We start from the raw sequence: 21,034 nt of genomic DNA, 5'->3' as shown, positions 1-21,034 counted from the left end.
CGATTCGCTCACCGGCCTCAGAGCTTTCCGACGATGTCGGCGAGCAGCTGGGAGATCCGCGGGGCTGCGGCGGCTCCGGCCTCGATGACCTCGGCGTGGGAGAGCGGGGTCTCCTGGATGCCGGCGGCGAGGTTCGTCACGAGCGAGATGCCCATGAGCTCGAGCCCGGCCTGCCGGGCGGCGATGGCCTCGAGCGTCGTCGACATGCCGACGAGGTCGGCGCCGAGGATGCCTGCCATCTGCACCTCGGCCGGGGTCTCGTAGTGGGGGCCGCGGAACTGGGCGTAGACGCCTTCGTCGAGTGTCGGATCGATCTCCTTGGCGATCGCCCGCATCCGCGGCGAGTAGAGGTCGGTGAGGTCGACGAAGTTCGCACCTTCGATGGGGGAGGTGCCGGTGAGGTTGATGTGGTCGGAGATGAGGACCGGGGTGCCCGGGGCCCAATTGCGGTTGAGTCCACCGCAGCCGTTGGTGAGCACGAGGCTGGTGCAGCCGGCGGCGGCAGCCGTGCGCACACCGTGGGCGACGGCGCGCACGCCCTTGCCTTCGTAGTAGTGGGTGCGCGATCCGAGGACGAGGGCGTGCTTCCCGCTCGAGGCGATGCGCACGGTGCGCAGCGTGGGGACGTGGCCGGCGACGGCCGGGGCGTGGAATCCGGGGACCTCGGCTGCGGGGACTTCGCTGATCGTCTCGCCCAGCAGCTCGGCCGCTCCGCCCCATCCCGATCCGAGGACGAGGGCGATGTCGTGGGACTCGATCCCAGCGGCGGAGTTGATGGTCGTGGCCGCTGCCTGCGCGGCGGCGGTAGGATCGCTTAAGTCAGTCATGACGCCAAGATTATCAACATCTGACATGCCGCAAGGAGCGCTCACCATGCCGATCAGACCACTTGCCGACGGCGACGATCTGCGACTGAACGAGGTGTTCTCCGACGCGACGACTCCGGCCGGTCACATGGCCCGGTCCCTGTTCCGTCCGGCCGCGGAGTCCCCGCTGCTGCGGTCGGTCATCGCCGAGGTGGTCCCCGAGGTTCCCGTCGGCGCGGCCGCGATCGCGGAGTCCCCGCTCCACCCGTACCGCGCGTGGGTCAACGTCGAGGTCGCCGCCGAGGAGCGCGGCCACGGTCTCGGTCGTGAGCTCTTCGAGGCGGTGTCGGCGGAGACCGCAGGCACCCCGCTTGAGGGTCTTGACCTGCGGGCTCGGGTCGAGGCAGGCAGCGTGGGGGAGAAGTTCGCCGAGGCGCTCGGCTTCACCCCGCTGACGACGACACGGGTCATCAAGGTTCCCGCCGGGGCCCTGCCGCCCAGTGGCGGTGGTCGCGCCGAGGACCTCGAGATCGTCTCGACCGGGTCGGTCAAGCTGACGAAGGCGTTCCTCGAGTGGTACACCGCGGTCAACCGCGACGATGCGGTCGCGCCGCTGACGATCGGTCAGGTGAGCAGTGCGTTCCTCTCCGAGGCGGCCGGTGCCCATGGTGCGGCGATGCTCATGAGCGACTCCGTGGCGACTGATTCCGGTGACTCGGGGTCGGGCAGCGGGCTGAGCGCCTTCGCTGTCTCCTACGCCAGGGAGGCCGACCCGGCTTCGGTCGGCGGGGCCCAGGACGCCGCGGCGAACCTGCCCGGGACCGCCGAGGAGGAGCCGGCGACCGAGCTCATCCTCGGCTCGATGTTCGAGACCCGTGAGGACGTCGCCGACGCCTCTCCTGAGCAGTTCGAGGCGGCCGTCGCCGATGCCGAGCTGCTGCTGGCCAGGCTGTCGGTCGACGCCGATGTCGTCATCGAGGTCACCAGCGGCATGCCCGTGGTCTCGGCGCTCGCCGACCGTCTCCTCGCCGCCGGTCAGGCGAGCGAACTCTACCGCTATGAGACTCTCTCGGGACCTCCCGCGGACACGCAGTGAGTCGAGTCGATCCCGGAGTCGGTTGATTCGCCCCGCTTCGGTGACCCGACGACCCTGATCGCTCGGGCTCGGGAGTCGGTGACGAACCAGCCTGTCGCCGCTGTGCCGTCGAGGGGCGGCAGGCGGGTGAATCCGAGAGCTGCGAGGTCCTGAGCAGTGTGACTGCCGAGGACGAGGGTGGGTCCGAGCGTCTGGGCGCTGGCCAGCGGCGAGCCGTAGCCGGGAGTGAAGCGCAGCGGCATCGTCACCACGTGGAGGCCTCCGCCCGTGACGTCGAGTATCGCAGGTTCCTCGCGATGCGCGTCGTCGTGGATCGTCAGCTCCGCCTGCTCGCACCCGCTGAGCGCCCGGGCCAGAGACGATTTCCCGCTCTGCGCCGACCCGCGCACTGTGAGCACCGAACCGTCCCGTGCCGGGTCCCAGGACACGGGTTCCCCGAAGGCGTCGATGCCGAGCGGAATCGTTCCGTCCTCCCTCCGCCTCGGCGACGCTGAGCTCACGTCACCCGGTTCGTCGAGTCCCCGCCACCTCGGTGAGAAGGCCGACGGGCCTGCACCGCCACGAGAGGGGAGGAGCTGGACGTCGGCGCCGTCACCGCCGCACTCAGCGGTGCGCGGGCCGACGAGCACGGCGCGCAGACGCGGCCACGTTCCGAGGAACCGGTGGCGGGAGAGACCGACGCTGAGACCGTCCCCGCCGGCGCTCGGCGGGAAGATGAGGTGAGAGCGGAACTGGGAGGAGATGCGCAGCCCCGACCGGCATCCGGCAAGGAGGAGCGTGAGACCGAGATCGCGGGAATGGGAGAGGAGGCCCTCCAGCGCCGCCGCCGTGTGATGGTCGAGGGAATCGACGAGCTCACCCCAGTTCCCGCACACGACGAGTGTCGGCGGTCGAGCCCGCGCACTGCCGGCCGAACCCGAACTCGGTGGGCGACCCAGATGGTCGAGGATCGCATGCAGGCGCCACCCGGCATGCATCCCGCAGGAGATCGCCGCCTGGTCGATGACCTCGGCGATCCGGCCGAGCGCGACGATGCGGTGGGTGACGGCTGCCGACGCCGCCAGCGTCACGAGCACGGCAGTGGGGTCGTCGTCGGTGACGACGATGGTCGACCCGTCCTGCGCCGGATCATAGGACCAGTCGATCTGCCGCTGTGCGGCGGGGAGGTCGATGATCCCGGTGACAGGCGGCCGGGACGACGCGCTCGTCGCAGTGCCGGGGACGTCATCAACCGTCGGCAGCGGCGGGGGCACGACGGATCGCGGCGCATCGCCGGTGTGCGCGTGCGCTGCGGTGAGGAGATTGTCGATGCGGATTCCGGCGAGGGCGACGCTCGTCTGCACGGCACGACCGGGTTGCCACGGTCGCAGTCGGGGACGCTGAGCGGTCGGCTCAGGCGGCTCCTCGGTGAGGGGAACGGCGACGCGGAAGCGAACGAGCGCGGACCCCGCGTCGAGGAGAGCGGCCCCGGGACGGTCCGGCGGAAGACGCGCGGCATCGGCGACGCCGATGACATCGGAGGAGTCGGCGTCGTCGCGTACGCGCAGGCAGATCCGAATGCTGATGTTCGCCTTCATGTGCCCGGTGACGATGCCCAGCGGCCGTTGGGTCGCGAGGATGAGATGGACGCCCAGAGACCGGCCGAGGGCGGCAAGATGCTCGAGCAGTTCCGCGGCCCGGGGATGCGCGGTCATGAGGGCGTGGAACTCGTCGATGACGACGACGAGCCGTGGGGGAGGGACGTCGAGGTCGAGGATGTCGGCGCATCCGCGGTCGGCGAGCAGCCGTTCGCGCCGCGTGATCTCCGCACGGACGGCGACGAGCGCCCGGAACGCCGCAGCCGAGTCGAAGTCGTCGAGGACGCAGTCGGTGTGCGGCAGCCGTGACAGGGGTGCGAACGTCGCTCCGCCCTTGAAGTCGATGAGGACGAAGGTCAACCGCTCGGGTGGATGGTGCAGGGCCAGGGACAGCAGCCACGACTGGAGGAGCATCGACTTGCCGCTGCCGGTGGTTCCGGCCACGAGAGCGTGCGGGCCGTCGCCGAAGAGATCGATGCCGACCGTCCTGAGAGGTCCTCGGCCGACGGGGACGGCCCCCGGATGAGTCTGCCGCCAGCGGTTCGCGGTGCGTTCGGGGTCATCATCGCAGTGCTCGCCGAGGCCGTGGCAGGGGAACGAGTCGGCACCGGCCGACGGCATCCCGGTGCGCACGAGCGTGAGGAATCGGGCCGGCGGCATCAGGGTCGCCGTGAACGCACGGCCGGGCACCGGGCCCTCCGGTGCCGTCGACGTCGTCGTCCGCGCTTGAGCGAGATCGCCGAGAACGAGGGAGACGGTGCTCTTCGGCTGGGGCGCCCCGAGGCGGAGGGTGGTCACAGTGCCCTCGGTCCGCAGATCGACGCTGATGCGCTCCGAGGGGCGAGTCGCCGCTGTGGCGGGCTCGTCCTGCTCGAGCGCGCCGACGAGTTCCGGCAGCTCCTGCACGTCGGCCGATGGTGCCCACTCCCACCGGCGGTCGGCCAGCCAGGCGAGCATCATCGGCAGCAGGTGCGCGCGTACACCGGTGACGACCACCGCGGTCGATCGCGGGTCGATGCAGATGGGGACATCGCTGACGACGGCATGGTCGTCGAAGCGATCGACGCGGTCGTCGATCTCGGGTGCCAGTGAGATGCGACTGAGGATCGCACCGAACCCCAGACACAGGCCCGGTGAGGCGCGTGCCGTGCGCTGTCGCTGCGCGACGAGTCGGAGGGCTCTCGTCGAGGCGTCGTCGATCGCGTGTGCGCGCTCGATCCGGTGCGTCTCCACGTCACGGGCATAACGGCGCTTCTCGACGAGGTGGGCGATGTATCCCGACAGGGGCGCCGAGAGGCTGAAGAGGAGAAACCACCACATGCCGGTGAGCAGCGCGAGGGCGATGCCGATGCCGATGGGGATGAGGAATGCCCACCACTGCGGCGGACGGGCCGCGCGCGGTTCGTCGACCGCGTGCGGTGCGACATGGATCGTCTCGCTGCCGGCGGTGCTCAGTATCCCGCCGGTCGGTGTCTCAGGCAGCTGATCGCGGTCGAGCTCGGGGAGGAACACGGTGGATCCGACGAGGCTCTGCGTGCGCAGTCCCGCGGGAGCGAGGCGGAGTCTGACCGGAGCGCGCGAGAGGCAGGGGTCGGCGATGAGGAGGCTGTCGGGAGACGGAACACGACCGATGAGGGTCTGGCGTGGGTCGATGGCGAGGGTGAATCCCGAATCGGGGCCGGCGAGCACCGTCACCGTCGTGCTGCCGCTGCCGCGCTCGAAGGCACTGGCCCCGAGGAGGGTGACCGGGTGGAGTCCGCGCCATTGGCCCCACGTCATCGACTCAACCCAGGCCGCTGGATCATCGGGCGGTGGAGGCGAGCCCGGGTTGGAGGCGAGGAGATCGTCGACGGTGACAGGATCATCGATGACCGAGCGGAGCACATCGAGGACGGGCTGCTCGCCGTCGGCGTCGAGGACGTCCGTGCGAACGGCACCGCTGACCTCGACTCGCTGGACGACTCCGCTGACCTTCATCGCATCAGAGTCTGGTGAACCGGTGCCAGTCGGCAAGCCCTCATCCGCCCCCTGTGGACGAGCGCTGGGCGTTCACAGGCTCACAGCACGCGAGTCGGTCCGATGTCCACAGGTTCGGGCACGCGAGTCCGCTGTCATGAGATCCGCAGTGACCCTCGCGCCGAGGCGGTGGCACTGAGTTCGATGAGTCCGGGAACGAAGGGGGAGAGCAGCGCCGGGGTGTAGTCGGCGCGCAGACGGATGACGACCGAGGCCTCGCCGTCGACGTCGGCGCGGATGCCGACGTTGTCGAGGCCCTCGGGCGAGGGGACGGCCGAGACGTAGCGCGCCGCCGCCCGCTGCGCCGCGGGCGGCGAGAACACGAGTCCGGGTTCTCCGTCCGGGGCGGGTTCGAACGAGTCGGAGGCCGCGAGGGCTGCCGAATCGGCCATCGCCTGGAGCTCGCGACGGGCCATGTGCAGGTCCGTGAGGGCGGCGATGAGGAACGCCAGCAGGAGCGCGATGACGACGAAGCCGATCGCCAGGGGAGTGATCGACCCCTCGTCGGCCGGGCGGGGACCGGGAGCGGTGGACCTCGTCGTCAGGGACATCGTCGACTCACCCGTTTCCGGTGGTCGCGACGACATCGGAATGCGAGGCCCGCATGGTGATGTGCGGGGAGTTCTCCGAACCGAAGATCAGGGGGATCCCCGGCAGCGGAACCCGCGTTTCGACGTCAGCGGTGACGAGAGAGCCCGCGCGTCCACAGGGTCCTGAACATGAGTAGGTGATGGTGATGGGAACATCGCGGAGACCGAAGTCGGCGAAATGCATGGCGGCGACATCCTCGGCGCGCTGCTGCGAGGGGTTCGCGTCGCGGGCGGCGATCCGGGAGGCCGACACCGCCGCCGAGGTCGTCGCGTAGCCGGCCGCCTGCAGCTGGGAGAGCGCGAGCATGAGGTAGACGACGGGGATGAGGAGGATGACCGCGGCGAAGATGAACTCGATGACCGCGGTCCCCGCATCGGGGAGAGCGAACCTGGCCTGCGTCTCGGCGTCCGAAGCGACGGGTGGGTCGGCAGGGCCGGCGGGTCGGCCGGCGGGGTCGACGCACGGGAGGCCGGCGGGTTCAGTCACGGTCGATGTCCTCGACGATCGAGCGTCCCCGCAGGTCCCACACCTCGGCGGGTCCCCAGAGTCCGAGCACGGGCAGTGGAGTGCGGACCCGGACTTCGACGATCTCGACGTTCCCGTTGCTCTCGGTGTCGACGGAGATCGCCTCGGCGTACCGTTCGCCGAGCGAGGCCGTGATGAGCTGCGCGGTCAGCCGCCTGCCGTCGCCGGCCGTCTGATCGGCGAGTCCCGCCTGCCGGGCACCGGCGATGGCCGAGTCGATGACGGTGTTGCGGACGTGGATGACCAGACCGATCTGCAGGGCGCCGGCGAGAACGAGGGCGAGCAGAGACGCGACGAGGGCGAACTCGGCGATCGCGGATCCGGTGTCCGCGCCGCTGACCGCACCGTCCTCGGAGCGCGCACCCACATCGGCCGCGTCACCGTCGACCGCACCGCTGTCGACCGCACCGCTGCCGGCCGCGCTGTCACCGGCCGCGCCCCCTGTCGGCGGGGACGCAGCAGCAGGGGCGTCGCCGCGCAGTGCTCGGCTCACCCGGCACCTCGGACCTTGTTCATCGCGTCCTCGAACATCGAGGTGAAGGCTTCGCCGGCGAGCGCCCAGAGGGCGACGACGAGTCCTGCGGTCATCAATGTGATGAGCACCCAGCCGGGCACATCGCCGCGATCGGGACGGTCGCCGCGATGCCCGTCGTCACCGGCGCCGTGCCGGGTAGCCGGTGGAGAGGTGTCGTCGTCGATCCACCCGAGGGTGAGCAGGGTCAGATGTGTCATGAACCGGTGGAACATCATGTCTCCTTCTTCGTTGCGACTTCTTCGTTGCGTCGGTCGATGGCTGGGGAGGTCGGGTGAGGGAGCAAGGGCGTCGGGGCGGATGAGGACAGGGGAGCGGAAAGCGGCTGGGCGTCTCGGTCAGGGGCTGAGGTCGAGGACGGCGAGGGAGGGGAAGACGGCGAAGATCACGGTGACGGGCAGGACGAAGACGACGACGGGCACGAGCATGCCGATCTCCTTGCGTCCGGAGAGTTCGAGGAGGTGCCGCCGCGACTGCTCGCGGACGTCGGCGGCCTGGGAGCGCAGCACCTCGGCGAGTGGGGTGCCGCGAGTCATCGAGACGGCGAGTCCGTCGACGAACTGGACGATCTCCGGAATCGCGATGCGCGTGGCCATCTGGTCGAGGGCCTCGACGAGGGGAGTGCCGGTCCGGGTCGCCGACAGCGCGGTGCGCAGTTCGTCGACGAGGTCGCCCGAACAGGTCCGGCACACCCGTTCGAGTGCTTCGACGATTCCCTCACCTGCGGTGATCGAGAGGGCGAGGAGTTCTGCGACGGTGGGGAACTCGGCGAGGATGCGGGATTCGTGACGCGCGATCGCCTGGCTGAGACGCCAGTCGTTGACGATGTGGCCGGCGACCCCGCCGCTGACGACGAGGACGATGACGACGATGGGGGAGAACCCGCGCTGCGCGCTGATGAGTCCGGCGAGGCCCCCGCCGGCGATCATGCCGACGAGGATGCTGAGGATCTGATTCGTCCGGAACCTCTCGATCGTCGCTCTCCCACCGAGGCGGCCGATGCGCAGGTTGAGGGTCGCATCGGTGGTGATGCGCGAGGTCACCCATGTCGTCGCCGTCAGGGCCGCCTGCCGGAGCGCCCCGAGAACGCCCTCCTTCCGGGGTGTCGGCGGGGCGTAGACGTCGACGAGCGCCTCCTGATCGCGCAGGTACGGTGCGATGCGCGACGACAGGGTCGGACGCCGCAGCGGAGGCAGGGCGAGGACGAACACGGTGAGGGCGACGCCGTTGAATGCGCCGAGGAGCAGGAGAGTGAGCGGGTCGGTCATCAGGCCTCACCCGCCTCGGCGCTGCGGTGGAACGGGGACCGGGCCAGGGAGGAGCCCTCGATGACGCGCGGTTCCTGCGGAAGGCGGCCGATCCGCTTCATCGCCTGGTAGGCGAGGAGGGAGACGACGAAGCCCGCGGCCAGGAGGATGAGCCCGGCCTGTGAGTTGTAGGCCGCAGCGGTCTCGGGGCGGGTCGAGAGGAACGCGAGGACGACCCAGGGGGCGGCGACGGCCAAGCGGGCGCCGTTGACGGTCCACTGCTGGCGGGCGGAGAGTTCGTTGCGGGTGCGGGCGTCGTCGCGGACGAACTGGGCCAGAGCCCGCAGCATCGTGCCCAGGTCGCTGCCGCCGACCTGCCGGGTCACGCTCAGGGCCGCGACGATGCGGTCGGCGACAGGATCAGCGCTGACCTGGCGGAAGCGTTCGAGGGCGATCGCGAAGGAGCCGCTTGCGCGATACTCCTCGGCGAAGACCTCGAAGAGCGGCCGCAGCGGCTCGGGTCCGCGGTGGGCGAGCGAACTCAGCGCTTCGGGCAGTGAGAGTCCCGCCCGCACACCGGAATTGAGATGGTCGAGGGTCTCGGGCCAGAGTTCGCGACGCAGCACCTGCTTCGAGCGCGCACGGTGCTGCAGGTACCGGTAGGGCAGCCACGAGGCGAAGAGGCCGAAGCACAGGGCGATCGCCCACGAGCGGGTGAGCACGGTGGCGACGGCGGTGACGGTGAGGAAGACGGCGATCGTCAGCAGGAGCAGGTGGAGGGGGCGCAGGCGCGGGAATCCCGCACCGGTGAGCATGTCGTCGAGTTCGCGGATCCACCGGCGCTGCTGCCGGCGCCTCGCCGTCTGTTCCCACAGGGACATCCAGATGAGCAGCAGTCCCGCGCCGAGGCAGGCTCCCACGAGCAGGCTCAGCTGCGAGTAGCTCATGCCGCTTCCAAGATCTGGTGGAGGTCCTTGCCGATCGCGGAGAAGCGCTCGCCGAGGTGGCCGAACCCCTGTCCGCGCACCAGCGTCCCGTGCGGGGAATGGAAGAGGGTGTCGAGTTCGATGACGTCGCCTTCGACTCCGCCGGGCACCGCGCAGATCTCGTTGACGTGGCGGACCCCGCTGTTGTCGCGTCGCAGGTGGACGACGACGTCGATGCTCACCGCCACCGTCGGGACGACGAACGACGACGAGATGTTCGCTCCGGCGAGCAGCGGCAGGGTCGAGATCTTCGTGATCGCCGCACGCGCGGAGTTCGCATGGATCGTGCCCATGCCGGGCAGCCCCGAATTCAGGGCGACGAGGAGGTCGAGGCTCTCGGCTTCCCTGACCTCCCCGACGATGATCCGCGTCGGGCGCATCCGCAGGGCCTCTTTGACGAGTGCGCGGAGGGTCACAGCGCCGGTGCCTTCGAGCGAGGGCTGGCGGCACTGCATCGGAACCCAGTCGCGGCTGGGGAGGTTGAGTTCGAAGACCTCCTCGCAGCTGACGATGCGTTCGCGGGCGGGGATCGACCCGGCCAGAGCGTTGAGCATCGTCGTCTTTCCCGCCTGGGTGGCGCCGGAGACGAGGATGTTCGCACCGCAGCTCACGGCGGCGTCGAGGAAGCGGGCCGCTGGGGGAGTCAGTGAGCCCTGGGCGACGAGGGCGGCGAGGTTGCGGGGCCGCTGGATGAATTTGCGGATGTTCACTGCCGGGGAGGAGCGTGTGATGTCGGGGAGGACGACGTGGAGCCGGGAGCCGTCGGGAAGCATGGCGTCGACGAAGGGCTGTGAGAGGTCGACCCGGCGACCCGACGTGCGCAGCATCCGCTCGATGAGGTCGTCGAGTTCGGCGCTGGTCAGCTTCGTCGTCGTGAGCTGGTGGACACCGTCGACGGCGATGAACACCTCGCTCGGCGAGTTGATCCATATCTCCTCGACGCGGGGGTCCTCGAAGTAGTCCTGAAGGGCGCCGTAGCCGGAGAGCTGATTGTCGATGAATCGGAACGTCGCCTCTTTGTCCGTCAGCGGCGGAAGGTCCGCGGTGAGACTGCGCTCGTCGTATTCGGAGATCACCGAGCGGATGACTTCGCGGGAACGCTGGACATCGGTGCGGGGATCCACGTCGAGGTCTCGGATCCTCTTGTGGACCTCGCTCGTGATGACCTCGGTGGCTTCCACAGTGAATCCCTCGGTGGCGATCGGCGAGTCCGTCGGTGTGAGCGGCGGGCAATAGGTTGTCAATGTATCCGCGAAATTCCCATTTATCCAGACTTTCTCACAATCTGTGGATAACTTCTGGTGACATCGGATAAATGTCATAGATGTAGTTAAGGAGGCGATTCGGTGAGGTTTTATCCGGCCTGATCCGTCCGCCGTCCGCGTCCGTCGGCTCGGCGGTTCCGAGGGGCTGTGCCCCATGGACTAGAATCGAGGCATTATGGCCACGACTGATCACGCTTCCGAAATCGCCAACCTCCGCAGCACCTATCAGGCGATCCTCGACGTCTCCGACCTGCCGACTCTGCGTGACGAGGTCGCCGAGCTCACCGAGGAAGCATCGGCCCCGACGTTCTGGGACGACCCCGATTCGGCGCAGAAGACCTCGGCGAAGCTCTCGCACAAGCAGGGCACGCTCGAGAAGCTCGAGAAGTTCGGGGAGCGCATCGACGACGCCGAACTCCTCATCGAGATGTCCGAAGCCGAAGGCGACTCGGATTCGCTCGTCGAGGCCGAACGCGACATCGCCAAGCTCAAGGATCAGCTCGGCGAACTCGAGATCTCGACCCTGCTCTCCGGCGAATACGATGAGCGCTCTGCGGTCGTCACGGTCCGCTCCGGTGCCGGCGGCGACGACGCGACGGACTGGGCGCAGATGCTCATCCGCATGTACATCCGCTGGGCCGAGGGCTGCGGCTACAACGTCCAGGAGCTCGACACCTCCTACGCCGAAGGCGCCGGCATCAAGTCCGCGACGATCCAGGTCAACGCCCCCTACGCCTACGGCACGCTGTCGGTCGAGGCCGGCACGCATCGCCTCGTGCGCATCAGCCCCTTCGACAACCAGGGCCGCCGCCAGACCTCCTTCGCCGCCGTCGAGGTCGTCCCGCTCATCGAGTCGACCGACCACATCGAGGTCGACGAGAACGACCTGCGCATCGACGTCTACCGGTCCTCGGGACCCGGCGGCCAATCCGTCAACACGACCGACTCCGCCGTGCGCATCACGCACCTTCCGACCGGCGTCGTCGTGAGCATGCAGAACGAGAAGTCGCAGATCCAGAACAAGGAGGCCGCAATGCGGGTCCTCCAGTCGCGGCTCCTCGAGCGCAAGCGCCAGGAGGAGGCCGCGCAGAAGAAGGAGCTCGCCGGCGATATCAAGGCCAGCTGGGGAGATCAGATGCGCTCGTACGTCACGCACCCCTACCAGATGGTCAAGGATCTGCGCACCGGGTACGAGGTCAACAATCCCCAGGCCGTGTTCGACGGTGACCTCGACGGACTCATCGAAGCGGGCATCCGCTGGCGCAAGCAGCAGGAGAACGCCGAGGAGGAGTGACGCCGCCGCACCACCGCCTCGGCGCTCCGACCCCACGGCACCGCCGCCTCGGCGCGGGTGAACGCATCGTGGTGGGACTGTGAACTTCATCAGATGCGCAACACACGCCCCGCCGCCTCCGCGCACATCACGGAACTGTTACGTACAGTGGAAGCGGCCGAGCCATCCGCGACATGATTGAAGACCCTCTTGATCACATTCGACTCCGTTTCGAAGTCCTACGACACCCGCACCCGGGCGGCCCTCGACTCCATCTCGTTCGAGGCTGACCGCGGGGAATTCGTGTTCCTCGTCGGAGCCTCGGGATCGGGCAAGTCGACGGTCATCCGCCTCATCCTCCGCGAAGAGGTGCCGACGAAGGGGCGGATCTCCGTGGCGGGGAAGTCCGTGGTGAAGATGCCCTCCTGGCGGGTCCCCTACCTGCGCCGCGGCATCGGCACGGTGTTCCAGGACTTCCGGCTGCTGCCGAACAAGACGGTCTTCGCCAATGTCGCCTTCGCCCTCCAGGTCATCGGCAAGTCACGGGCATCGATGTCGACGCTCGTGCCCGACGTCCTCGAGACCGTGGGCCTGGCCGGCAAGGAGAAGCGCTACCCGTATGAGCTCTCCGGCGGTGAGCAGCAGCGCGTCGCGATCGCCCGCGCCGTCGTCAACAAGCCCGGGATCCTCCTCGCCGACGAGCCGACGGGCAACCTCGACCCCGTGACCAGCGCTGACATCATGTCGGTGCTCGAGAAGATCAACCGCAACGGCACCACCGTGCTCATGGCCACCCACGACGGGGAGATCGTCAACCGGATGGCCAAGCGCGTCATCGAACTCAAAGAGGGCCGCATCGTCCGCGACGTCGAGCACGGCACGTACGGAGTCGCCTCATGAGGGCCGGCTTCATCCTCTCCGAGGTCGGATCGGGCCTGAAGAAGAACTTCTCGATGGTCCTCTCCGTCGTCCTCGTCACCTTCGTCTCCCTCCTCTTCGTCGGCGCCGCGATCCTCCTGCAGATGCAGGTCGGGCAGATGAAGGACTACTGGTACGACCGCGTCCAGGTCTCGATCTTCCTCTGCCCGCCGGATTCCGAGGCGACGAACTGCGTCGACGGCGAGGTCACCGACACGCAGAAGAAGAACATCGAGGATGCGCTCGCCAGCTCCGATCTCTCCCCGTACGTCGACACCGTCTACTTCGAGGACAAGGCCGAGGCCTATCAGCGCTTCCAGGACCAGTTCGCCGGCACGAGCCTCGAGGGCACCGTGCCCGAGGAGGACATGAACGAGTCCTTCCGGGTCAAGCTCAAGGACGCCGAGCAGTACCAGATCATCAACGAGTACTTCTCCTCGACCCAGGGCGTCGAAGAGGTCGTCGACCAGAATCAGCTCCTCGACCGCCTCTTCGGGGTCCTCAACGTCGCCACCGTCGTCGCGATCGCCATCGCCGGCATCATGCTCCTGTGCGCGATGCTGCTCATCGCCACGACGATCCGCCTCTCCGCGTTCGCCAGACGCCGGGAGACGGGGATCATGCGCCTCGTCGGCGCCTCGAACTCCTTCATCCAGCTCCCGTTCCTCCTCGAAGGCGTCATCGCCGCAGCGATCGGCGCGGGGCTTGCCGCCGGCTCCCTGGGCCTGCTCGTCCACTTCGGGGTGAGCGGCTGGCTGCAGGATCAGGCGACCGGGTTCAGTCTCATCTCCGGCGTCGACGTCCTCATCGTCGCCCCGATCCTCCTCGTCATCGGCATCGTCATGGCCGGTGCCTCGTCGCTCATCACACTCAACAAGTACACGAAGGTCTGAGATGAAACGCAGGCTTCCCCTTCTCGTCACGGCTGCTGTGCTCGCCGTCGTCATGCCGGTCACCTCGGCGACGGCGAACCCGCGCGACGACAAGAACAAGGTCGACGAACGCGTCAAGGAGCTCCAGCAGGAGTTCGAGGGCCTCGACGAGGACCTCGCCCGGGTCATCGCCGAACGCGACGAAGCCCAGGAGGCCCTGCCCGCTGCGGAGGAGGCGTCCCAGAAGGCCGACGACGCCCTCGCCGAGGCGGTGCAGAAGGACGAGGACCTCGCCGCCCGTCTGACCTCGGCGGAGAACGCGCAGTCCGACCTCAAGGACGAGATCCAGCAGGGCACGGACGAGATCGAGCAGAACCGCACGGCCGCGGCGCGGATCGGCCGGCAGGCGTACCAGAACTCCGGCATCACCTCCGACCTCGCGATGCTGCTGCAGATGGCCGAGGGCACGAGCGCCGACGGCGGCATCGGCCGCGTCGACTCCGCGGTGCGCTCCCAGCAGCGCACGATCGATGACCTCTCCGAGCAGCGCGCGCTCAACGAGAACAACGAGGAGCGCCTCTCCGGGGTCACCGATGAGATCTCCGATCTCAAGGATGAGGCCGCCGAGGCGGTCATCGCGAAGGAGGCCGCCCAGGCCGACGCGAAGAAGAAGGCCGACGACCTCAACAACCTCATCTCCGCCAAGGACGACGCCGAGCAGACGATCTCGGACAACAAGGACAAGACCGAGCAGCAGCTCGCCGATGAGAAGGCGGAACAGGATCGGCTCGCGAAGGAGGTCCGCGAGTGGGAGAAGGAACAGGAGGCGAAGGGCAACTTCGTCTACGGCGACGGTGTCCTCGCCAATCCCGCCGAGGGCTTCCCGATCACCTCGCAGTTCGGCTACCGCATCCACCCGATCACGGGCAACCGGAAGCTCCACACCGGCACCGACTTCGGTGTGCCCTGCGGAACGTCGATCCGGGCGGCCGGTGACGGCGTCGTCGTCAGCGCCGGCTGGGCCGGCGGCTACGGCAACCGCGTCGTCATCTCCCACGGCAAGATCGGCGGCAAGTCGATCGCCTCGACGTACAACCACAACACGAGCCTGAGCGTGAAGGCCGGGCAGAAGGTGAAGAAGGGCGACGTCATCTCCCAGTCGGGCACGACCGGCGCCTCGACCGGCTGCCACCTCCACTTCGAGATCATGGAGAACGGCGGCTACGTCAACGCGATGCCGTTCATCTCGTAGTCCGCACCGTCGGGCAGTCAGGGCGAGTGCGCCGGAACTGCCGATGGGATAGACTGGTGGGTCTGCGTGTGCAGGTCGGCGGCGGTCGCCGGACCGCCGGCTGTGCACGTCGGACACGAGCATTGCACGAGAGCATCGGACAAGAGGAGAGAGGAGGCCGGTCATGCCGAAGGACACCGGGAAGAAGGTCATCGCGAGGAACCGCAAGGCACGCCACGACTACCACATCGAGGACACCTGGGAGGCCGGCCTCGTCCTCACCGGCACCGAGGTGAAGTCGCTGCGTGAGGGCAGGGCGTCGCTGACGGACGGGTTCGCGCTCATCTTCCAGAACGAAGCGTGGCTGGAGAACGTCTACATCCCCGAGTACCTCCAGGGCACGTGGACGAACCATGCCGCCAGGCGTCGGCGCAAGCTGCTGCTCCACCGCGAGGAGATCCTCAAGATCTCGCAGAAGGTCAAGGAATCGGGGCGCACCCTCATCCCGCTCGAACTCTACTTCGAGGGGTCCCGGGTCAAGGTCGAGATCGCTCTGGCCCGCGGCAAGCGCGACTGGGACAAGCGGCAGTCGCTGCGCGAAGCCCAGGACAAGCGCGAGGCTGAGCGGGCGATGAAGTCCAAGCAGTATCTCTGAGTCCTTCACCGGACCCACCCGGGAATGCAATTGGCCCGGGTGGTGTTGAAAGAGTATGCTGGTGTTCCTGCCCGGCGGCAGAGCCTGTTCGTCCAGGTGATGTCGGTGAGCGGGATTGGCAACAGAATATGGGGATGATCGGTTTCGACGTTGGACACTGCGTCGGGAGAAGCGGGCCGAGAATGCAGAGTCATCTCGTTAATGTCCTCTGCAAAACAATAGGTGCTAAATCTGAAAACCGCACCGATTTCGCCCTCGCTGCCTGATAGAGCGCGAGCTGCGAATCCGTCAGCCTAGAGTTGCCTCTGCTCTAGATCCTGGCGTCGCTTAAGAGGCCACTGCTTCAGATGCACGTTGGGGGCATCTGAGGGACTCTTACCCAACTCCGTTCGTTGGTCTACGTGTTCGTGCGATGACCAGAACCTAAGAAACTGCCTCACGAACTGCGCCCGGAGAAGTCCTGACAATCTGCCGACGGACGCGGGTTCGATTCCCGCCATCTCCACTCATGTCACGGCCCCGGCAGCTCGGTTGAATCCGAGCTGCCGGGGCCGTTGTCGTCCCATCATGCGCCGCGGACGGGGTGCGTTCGTCGACCCGGACAGGCAAGATCGGTCGACCCCGGGCCGTCACGAGTTCACGCGGATGATCTCCTCCTGGTACGGCGCGACGACGGTGCCCGAGACGCGCAGGTCGAGGACGAGGAACTGTCGCTGCTCGACCGGTGCGGCCGCCCACTCGGCGACGACGTCGAGGTCGGCGAGCGAGCGCACGACGACACCGCGGGCGCCGGCCGCGGTCGCGAGCGCCGCGAAGTCGATCTCGTCGATGAGCATCGGGGGAGTAGCGAGGCCCTTGCGCCCGTAGAGGTGCACTTCGGCGCTGTAGGCGGCGTCGTTGAAGACGACGGCCATGCCCCGGCCGCCGGCCGAGCGGATCGCCGTGTCGAGGTCCGACAGCGCCATCACCCCACCGCCGTCGCCGGTGGTGAGCACGATCGTCGCCTCCGGGTTCGCCCGGGCAGCGCCGGCAACGCTGTGCCAGCCGAGCCCGATCGACTGGAAGGCCGTGCCGACCATGGCGATCCGCTCCGGTGCGGCAGGCTCCCAGAACATGTTCGCCCACGCGATGAAGTGCCCGCCGTCGGAGACGACGACCCGATCGGCAGGCATGAGCTCGCCGAGGCGGGCGGCAGCGGCCCGCGGATCGAGTCGGCCGTCGGATCCGAACTCACCGCCCTGGTCATAGACCCGATCGGCGGCGGTGTCGACCCGGCCCCGCCACGTGTCCGTCGGACCGGTCAGTCCCCGCACCCGCTCCGTCAGCGCTTCCGCCGCCAGCCGTGCGTCACCGCGGATGAAACCTCCGACGCGGGCGTGCGTCGCCCGGTCGTCGACGTCGACCTGCCACACCGAGGTGGTCGGGCCGAAGAGCTCCCCGAACCGCATCGTGAACTGATTGAGCGAGGCGCCGATGACGACGGCGACGTCGGCCTCGCGGACGCGGGCCATCGCCGCAGGCGCCCCGAAGCCCCCGGCTACACCGAGGTCGTGTTCGGCGGCAGGAAAGATATTGCGGCCCAGGGCCGTCGTCACGGTCAGCGCACCGGCCGCCTCGGCGAGGTCCCCGAGGGCGGCACCGGCCCCGGAGAGCCACGCGCCCCGACCGGCGAGCACGAGCGGACGCTGCGCTGAGGCCAGGGCCGCCGCGAGACGGTCGAGGGCGGCGTCGGCGGACTCACCGCTGGGCGCGAGCGGACTCGGCCTGCCCGGACCCGGCACCTCGGGGATCTCACCGATCTCGAGCGTCGCGACGTCGTAGGGGATCGCGAGGACGACGGGCACCCGGTAGGTCAGAGCATGCTCGATGGCCGTCACGGTCGCGGCAGCGGCATCGACCCGTCCGACCGTGTACGTGCGCACCCCGACCGCTGACGCCATCGCGATCTGATCGACGTCCCATGGGCGGGGACCCGAGGTCGGCTCGTCGCCGACGACGAGGACGAGCGGCACGCGGGCCTGCGCGGCTTCGGCGAGCGCGGTCAGCGTGTTGGTGAACCCGGCACCGTACGTCGTCGTCGCCGCAGCGAGGCGACCCGAGGTGCGGAAGTGGGCATCGGCGGCGACGACGGCGCCGGCTTCGTGCCGGACGGCGGTGTAGGTCGCCGAGGTGGAGGTGAGGAGGGCATCGAGGAAGTGGGCGTTGCCGTTGCCCATGAGTCCGAAGACGTCGTCGATGTGCCGGGAGAGCGTGTGCGCGACGTGCGCCGAGGTGTGCGCCAAGAGAGGGCCTTTCGAGAGATATGGAGAGCAGTCCATATGTGTCTCGCGTGAGGCTTCGCGCTCCTTTTTCGAGCACCGGCCCCCGGGACGCTGACTGAGGCGCAGCGCAGGGGACCTGACAGGTACGAATATAGGGCGAAGCAGTCGTCTGCGCCAAGTCCGGGGAGGCGAACCGAGGTGAATGAATGTGCACCGATCAGGTGCGCAATTGACGCGCGAATTCTCGTTGAACGGCATCATGAAATCGCACTGATAAAGTCTGTGATAGATATTTCAATTACCGTGCAGAACTCCTGATCAGTCCGCCTGAAAAGCGCTTTGATCGTCAGCGAGGCAGTGCGCTCAGCGGGAATCAGCGGTGCGTCGCCGCACTTCCAGGTGCCTTGTCGAAATATCCCGGGCCGCTCTTCGGATGTCGGTCGCGCGGCAATCTTCGGGCGTGTCGAGGCCGTGCGGACGGCGCGCTGACGAGGCCGCGTCGGATGGTCAGTGGCCTTGTGACCAGGCATGGTACCCGTTCAGCTGTTCTGACAAATGAATTGTTTGACAACATTGCCATTGCAGGTGTGATTCACGCAATGAAATCGTCATTGAATGTTACGAAACGATAACGACAGTTTCTCGCTAACTGAAATGAATGTTAATCTCATTGTGACAGGTATGCGTTATCGAGAACGCAGTGCCCGCACCCTCCCTCTCATTCCAACACCCTTTATTGGCAATATCCTCTGCCGGAAAGCGACACATCGATGAATGTCAACAAGAAAGCCGTCCTCGCCGGCGGTGCCGCCGCGGTCCTCCTCATCGGAGGCGGCCTCACCTTCGCACGCTGGTACGACGAAGCATCCCTGGGCAACGAGGCGGCCAATGTCCAGTCCGGTGAGCTCAACTTCTCCATCGACAACCTCTCCTGCCAGTGGGCCAACGGCGGCGACAACGTCGCCCCCGGTGACCTCGTCGTGCCCGGCGACACCATGGAGTGCACCGGCAGCTCGCAGGTCGTGACGAACATCAAGGGCAAGAACCTGCAGGCCACGCTCACCGCAGTGCCCACCGGAGCCCTCGCGCAGCTCGTCGACGACGACTTCGCCGTGCTCAAGGCGACCGTCAACGGCAGCAGTGACCCGATCGTCCTCACCGCCGCCAACGACGGCGACACCTTCGACGTCGGCTTCTCCATCTACTTCAAGGAGTTCAAGGACTCCGTGGACAACTCCCTCAACCGGGACAACCCCGGCACCGACACCGCACAGTGGTGGGGCGAGGAGAACCAGAACACGGACTACTCCTTCAACACCGGCGACATCAAGCTGCAGCTGGTGCAGTACGACCGCTGACGGACAGTCCTCCGGCCCGCAGCGGCCGGAGGACAGCGTTGTCGTCGGTGACCGGATGAGAGCTGTCGGATGAGAGTGCGCGTGATCGTGGCCCTTGCGGCCGCCTTGGTGCTGCTCTCGAGCGGGCTCGGCACGAGTGCCAGATGGTATGAGGAGCTGCGCTTCGCCGACGATCCGATCACGGTGAACTCCGGCGAACTCGGCATCGCCTCGAGCGACGTCTCCTATCGGGTCCTCGGCAGGTACCCGACCGACACCCGCTTCGAGGGACTGACCGCGTGCACCGCTCCGCAGGGCTTTGCGCACTGCGCCGAGGCGAATGCTGCCCAGGTCCGCGACTTCCGCTTCATGCGGGGGGACCGGCTGACCGTGGAATCCCGGTTCGACGTCACGGCGAGCGGGACGAATCTGCGGTATGCGATCACGGTGACGCCGCTGCAGCAGACCCCCTCACCAGGCTGGACGAGTGAGGACACGGTGACACCGGGCGGTGTGCTCACCGGTGCGCAGACCGTGACAGTCGAGCGCACACTCGAGTTCTCCGGACCCGTCGGCGCCGGAGACTGGGCCGGGGCCTTCGGCGACGTCACGGTTCCCGACATCGCAGTGCAAGCCATTCAGGAGGACCGTTGAGATCGCAGATGCCGGACAGGCAGCGCCCGAGGGCCCGCGTGCTCGCCGCCGTGTGCGTGCTCGCCCTCGTCGCCGCGGTCGTCGCCGTCGCGCTCGTGCCCAGCGGTGCCACGTTCGCGCGGTTCTTCGACGAGGCCGGTGACTCCTCGGGATCGACCCTGTCCTCACAGCAGATTGCGGCGACGACCGCCGGTGTCATCACGCCTGACTACGGCGACTGGAACTGGTTCGACCGACAGACCAACGAGACCTCGCTGACGGTGACGAACTCATCGCCGACGTCGATGGTCGCCACCGTCGCCATCGGATCCGTGGCGCTCACGGGATCGAACACCGGTCAGGCGTCAGGGAAAGCGCGGGCCTACGTCGTCGACCGGACCGGTGCGAAGCAGCAGATCGCCTCGAGCGTGACGACGACACGGACGACGACCCAGCTCCCCGAGGCGAACCTCAGCTGGACGCTCGCGCCGGGAGCCAGCCAGAAGATCGTCGTCGGCGTCGAATCGAACTCGACTCAGCTCCTCTATCAGCGCCTCGTCGGTGCCGCGGGAGCGAAGTTCGACTTCCGCTTCGCTGTGAACTGGAGCGTCGACGGACTCTCGAGCGCAGAGAGCGCCGAGCTCTATCCCCACGGTGCCCTCGGCCCGAATCCCGGCGACAGGGCGGCATGTCCGGCCGGAGCCACCGCAGCGCAGGAGTGCCGTGGCGTCGCCGCGACGGTGAAGCGACCCGTGGTCACGGTGGCGACCGGATCGAACACCACAGGTGCCTGCAGTGTGACCGACAACTTCGACCTCTCCCACACGTTTTCGGTGAACACGTCGACGCTGGCGGCCTACAGCGGACTCGCGAAGACGGCCCGGGAGCTGCAGGGCTCGAACCCGGGCAACTACGGATCCTACGCGCCGATTCCCGATGTGGGGTCCGGATTCACCGGCACCAGCGTCGAGGTCGTCCGCCAGCCTTTCGAACTCGGAGAGGGCTACGACCTGACGTTCACCTTCGTCATCCGCGGAACCGGGGGAGCCGGGAGCCATGTGCCCGGCCCGAACGGCGAACGAGCCACCCAGTCGCCGGTGTACACCCTGTCGATGAAGCGCGAGCCCTTGAGCCTCTTCCCCACCTGCAGCGTCAGTCTGGCGTCGCTATGAGAGGAGTTCGGCACATCAGCGATGTCCTTTCCGCCGCGAGG

19 protein-coding genes and 1 other RNA gene are annotated in these 21,034 nt (G+C 67.9%); 10 read left to right on the top strand and 10 right to left on the bottom strand.

What is annotated here, in order from left to right; all coding sequences use genetic code 11:
* Positions 1-17: 17 nt before the first annotated feature.
* Entirely contained in the window at positions 18-827 is an 810-nt protein-coding gene (locus ACFQ91_RS16205) for a purine-nucleoside phosphorylase (RefSeq protein WP_198499332.1), read from the bottom strand.
* Positions 828-873: 46 nt separating this feature from the next.
* Between ACFQ91_RS16205 and ACFQ91_RS16200 the strand changes: the two genes are divergently transcribed.
* Entirely contained in the window at positions 874-1,902 is a 1,029-nt protein-coding gene (locus ACFQ91_RS16200; RefSeq protein WP_198499331.1) for a GNAT family N-acetyltransferase, read from the top strand.
* Here ACFQ91_RS16200 and ACFQ91_RS16195 read toward each other — a convergent pair.
* The 8 genes from ACFQ91_RS16195 to ACFQ91_RS16160 all read right to left on the bottom strand — a co-directional run bounded on the left by ACFQ91_RS16195 (position 1,863) and on the right by ACFQ91_RS16160 (position 10,557).
* A complete protein-coding gene (locus ACFQ91_RS16195) occupies positions 1,863-5,456 on the bottom strand; it encodes an FtsK/SpoIIIE domain-containing protein (RefSeq protein WP_198499330.1) in 3,594 nt (1,197 codons plus the stop codon). The two genes, ACFQ91_RS16200 and ACFQ91_RS16195, sit on opposite strands and share 40 nt — an antisense overlap.
* 134 nt (positions 5,457-5,590) lie before the next feature.
* Positions 5,591-6,046: a pilus assembly protein TadG-related protein gene (locus ACFQ91_RS16190; protein ID WP_198499329.1), complete on the bottom strand. Its 456-nt coding sequence runs from the start codon at positions 6,044-6,046 to the stop codon at positions 5,591-5,593.
* Positions 6,047-6,053: 7 nt separating this feature from the next.
* A complete protein-coding gene (locus ACFQ91_RS16185) occupies positions 6,054-6,572 on the bottom strand; it encodes a hypothetical protein (RefSeq protein WP_232623653.1) in 519 nt (172 codons plus the stop codon).
* Positions 6,565-7,104: a TadE/TadG family type IV pilus assembly protein gene (locus tag ACFQ91_RS16180; RefSeq protein WP_232623652.1), complete on the bottom strand. Its 540-nt coding sequence runs from the start codon at positions 7,102-7,104 to the stop codon at positions 6,565-6,567. Before ACFQ91_RS16180 ends, ACFQ91_RS16185 begins: the two co-directional genes overlap by 8 nt.
* The gene (locus ACFQ91_RS16175; protein ID WP_198501020.1) at positions 7,101-7,358 is read right to left on the bottom strand and encodes a hypothetical protein; all 258 of its coding nucleotides are present in this window, start codon (positions 7,356-7,358) and stop codon (positions 7,101-7,103) included. The genes ACFQ91_RS16180 and ACFQ91_RS16175 overlap by 4 nt, the downstream gene beginning before the upstream one ends.
* A 123-nt stretch (positions 7,359-7,481) precedes the next feature.
* The gene (locus ACFQ91_RS16170) at positions 7,482-8,411 is read right to left on the bottom strand and encodes a type II secretion system F family protein (protein ID WP_198499328.1); all 930 of its coding nucleotides are present in this window, start codon (positions 8,409-8,411) and stop codon (positions 7,482-7,484) included.
* The gene (locus ACFQ91_RS16165; RefSeq protein ID WP_198499327.1) at positions 8,411-9,337 is read right to left on the bottom strand and encodes a type II secretion system F family protein; all 927 of its coding nucleotides are present in this window, start codon (positions 9,335-9,337) and stop codon (positions 8,411-8,413) included. The genes ACFQ91_RS16170 and ACFQ91_RS16165 overlap by 1 nt, the downstream gene beginning before the upstream one ends.
* Positions 9,334-10,557 carry a CpaF family protein gene (locus ACFQ91_RS16160; RefSeq protein ID WP_376871580.1) on the bottom strand — a complete coding sequence of 408 codons (1,224 nt, stop codon included), beginning with the start codon at positions 10,555-10,557 and terminating at the stop codon, positions 9,334-9,336. Before ACFQ91_RS16160 ends, ACFQ91_RS16165 begins: the two co-directional genes overlap by 4 nt.
* A 259-nt stretch (positions 10,558-10,816) precedes the next feature.
* Here ACFQ91_RS16160 and prfB point away from each other — a divergent pair, with 259 nt between their 5' ends.
* From prfB to ssrA, 6 genes are all read left to right on the top strand, one after another.
* Complete coding sequence (prfB, locus tag ACFQ91_RS16155) at positions 10,817-11,935, top strand: peptide chain release factor 2 (protein WP_198499325.1); 1,119 nt, start codon at positions 10,817-10,819, stop codon at positions 11,933-11,935.
* Positions 11,936-12,124: 189 nt separating this feature from the next.
* Positions 12,125-12,814 (top strand): cell division ATP-binding protein FtsE, encoded by a 690-nt coding sequence (ftsE, locus tag ACFQ91_RS16150; RefSeq protein WP_137826750.1) that lies wholly within the window; start codon positions 12,125-12,127, stop codon positions 12,812-12,814.
* Positions 12,811-13,725 (top strand): permease-like cell division protein FtsX, encoded by a 915-nt coding sequence (ftsX, locus tag ACFQ91_RS16145; RefSeq protein WP_198499324.1) that lies wholly within the window; start codon positions 12,811-12,813, stop codon positions 13,723-13,725. The genes ftsE and ftsX overlap by 4 nt, the downstream gene beginning before the upstream one ends.
* A gap of 1 nt (position 13,726) precedes the next feature.
* The gene (locus tag ACFQ91_RS16140) at positions 13,727-14,956 is read left to right on the top strand and encodes a M23 family metallopeptidase (RefSeq protein ID WP_198499323.1); all 1,230 of its coding nucleotides are present in this window, start codon (positions 13,727-13,729) and stop codon (positions 14,954-14,956) included.
* A gap of 163 nt (positions 14,957-15,119) precedes the next feature.
* Positions 15,120-15,590 (top strand): SsrA-binding protein SmpB, encoded by a 471-nt coding sequence (gene smpB, locus ACFQ91_RS16135; RefSeq protein WP_137826747.1) that lies wholly within the window; start codon positions 15,120-15,122, stop codon positions 15,588-15,590.
* A gap of 130 nt (positions 15,591-15,720) precedes the next feature.
* Positions 15,721-16,098, top strand: a transfer-messenger RNA (tmRNA) gene (gene ssrA / locus ACFQ91_RS16130).
* A 121-nt stretch (positions 16,099-16,219) separates the two neighbouring features.
* Here the strand turns inward: ssrA and ACFQ91_RS16125 are convergent.
* The gene (locus tag ACFQ91_RS16125) at positions 16,220-17,872 is read right to left on the bottom strand and encodes a thiamine pyrophosphate-binding protein (RefSeq protein WP_198499322.1); all 1,653 of its coding nucleotides are present in this window, start codon (positions 17,870-17,872) and stop codon (positions 16,220-16,222) included.
* 749 nt (positions 17,873-18,621) lie between these two features.
* Between ACFQ91_RS16125 and ACFQ91_RS16120 the strand changes: the two genes are divergently transcribed.
* The 3 genes from ACFQ91_RS16120 (at position 18,622) to ACFQ91_RS16110 (ending at position 20,993) form a co-directional block, all read left to right on the top strand.
* On the top strand, positions 18,622-19,209 hold the full coding sequence (locus ACFQ91_RS16120) for an alternate-type signal peptide domain-containing protein (protein ID WP_198499321.1): 588 nt from the start codon (positions 18,622-18,624) through the stop codon (positions 19,207-19,209).
* Between the two features lie 81 nt (positions 19,210-19,290).
* On the top strand, positions 19,291-19,842 hold the full coding sequence (locus tag ACFQ91_RS16115) for a hypothetical protein (RefSeq protein ID WP_198499320.1): 552 nt from the start codon (positions 19,291-19,293) through the stop codon (positions 19,840-19,842).
* An 8-nt stretch (positions 19,843-19,850) separates the two neighbouring features.
* Complete coding sequence (locus ACFQ91_RS16110) at positions 19,851-20,993, top strand: hypothetical protein (protein ID WP_376871572.1); 1,143 nt, start codon at positions 19,851-19,853, stop codon at positions 20,991-20,993.
* The last annotated feature ends 41 nt before the right edge of the window (positions 20,994-21,034 follow it).

The organism is Brevibacterium sp. NPDC056726, from assembly GCF_042790515.1.
Lineage (GTDB): Bacteria > Actinomycetota > Actinomycetes > Actinomycetales > Brevibacteriaceae > Brevibacterium > Brevibacterium sanguinis.
Note: the sequence above shows the minus strand (reverse complement) of the source record. Positions and strands in the feature narration are given on the sequence as shown.